General features: G+C 67.0%; 1 protein-coding gene. It reads left to right on the top strand.

The genetic code is table 11. The annotated features are described in order from the left end of the window. The first annotated feature begins 284 nt into the window (after positions 1-284). Positions 285-635: a metallopeptidase family protein gene (locus tag BFF77_RS31690; protein WP_066956946.1), complete on the top strand. Its 351-nt coding sequence runs from the start codon at positions 285-287 to the stop codon at positions 633-635. Positions 636-878 lie beyond the last annotated feature (243 nt).

The raw sequence follows: 878 nt of genomic DNA, 5'->3' as shown, positions 1-878 counted from the left end.
CGCCGCCGGCGGCGACCAGGGTGGCGCGAAGGCGCGCGGGAGGACGTGCTGGAGGGCGTACAGGAGGACGCACGGGCGGAAACCCCTCTTTTCCTGGGCTCTTTTTCCTCTGGGCTCTTTCCCCGGCTCTTTCTCCGGGCGCTACAGGTGATGTGACCTCCCGGAAGCTGCCCACCCCTTTCGGCGGATAGGCGTCGCATCACTCGAAAGTGGACACAGAAACGTTCCGCTCCTCTTCCGTACACACCCCACCGGAACGGCCGGTCATCACGGACAATGACCATGTGCTGGAGATGACGCGCGAGACTTTCGAAGAGCTGGTCAGCCAGGCCCTCGATCAGATCCCCCCGGAGCTGACACGGGTCATGGACAACGTGGCCGTCTTCGTCGAGGACGAGCCCGATCCCTCCGACCCCGAACTGCTGGGGCTGTACGAGGGAACACCGCTCACGGACCGGGGCGAGTGGTACGCGGGAGTCCTGCCCGACCGCATCTCGATCTACATGGGCCCGACCCTGCGCTACTGCGCGAGCCCCGAGGACGTGGTCCACGAAGTCTCCGTGACCGTCGTCCATGAGATCGCCCATCACTTCGGCATCGACGACGAGCGGCTGCACGAACTGGGCTGGGGCTGAGCCCGCGCAGGGCCCCGGGCGTCCGATTGACCAGCCCCACGTCCACCACACCCGCCACGTCCGCCGCAGGGACCAAAGGACTGGGCACGATGGCCCAGCGCAGGCATGGCCACCCGTCACATCGGGCATACGGGCCCAATGGCCCGTGATGTACTGCCTTTCCCGTTCCGTGCCACACGTACCCGCATCCTGGGCCATCTCCACTCCCGCCGGGAGGGGCCCACCAGCGCGCTGGTCCACTCA

Origin of the sequence: Streptomyces lushanensis, from assembly GCF_001700515.1 — a bacterium.
GTDB lineage: Bacteria > Actinomycetota > Actinomycetes > Streptomycetales > Streptomycetaceae > Streptomyces > Streptomyces lushanensis.
Note: the sequence above shows the minus strand (reverse complement) of the source record. Positions and strands in the feature narration are given on the sequence as shown.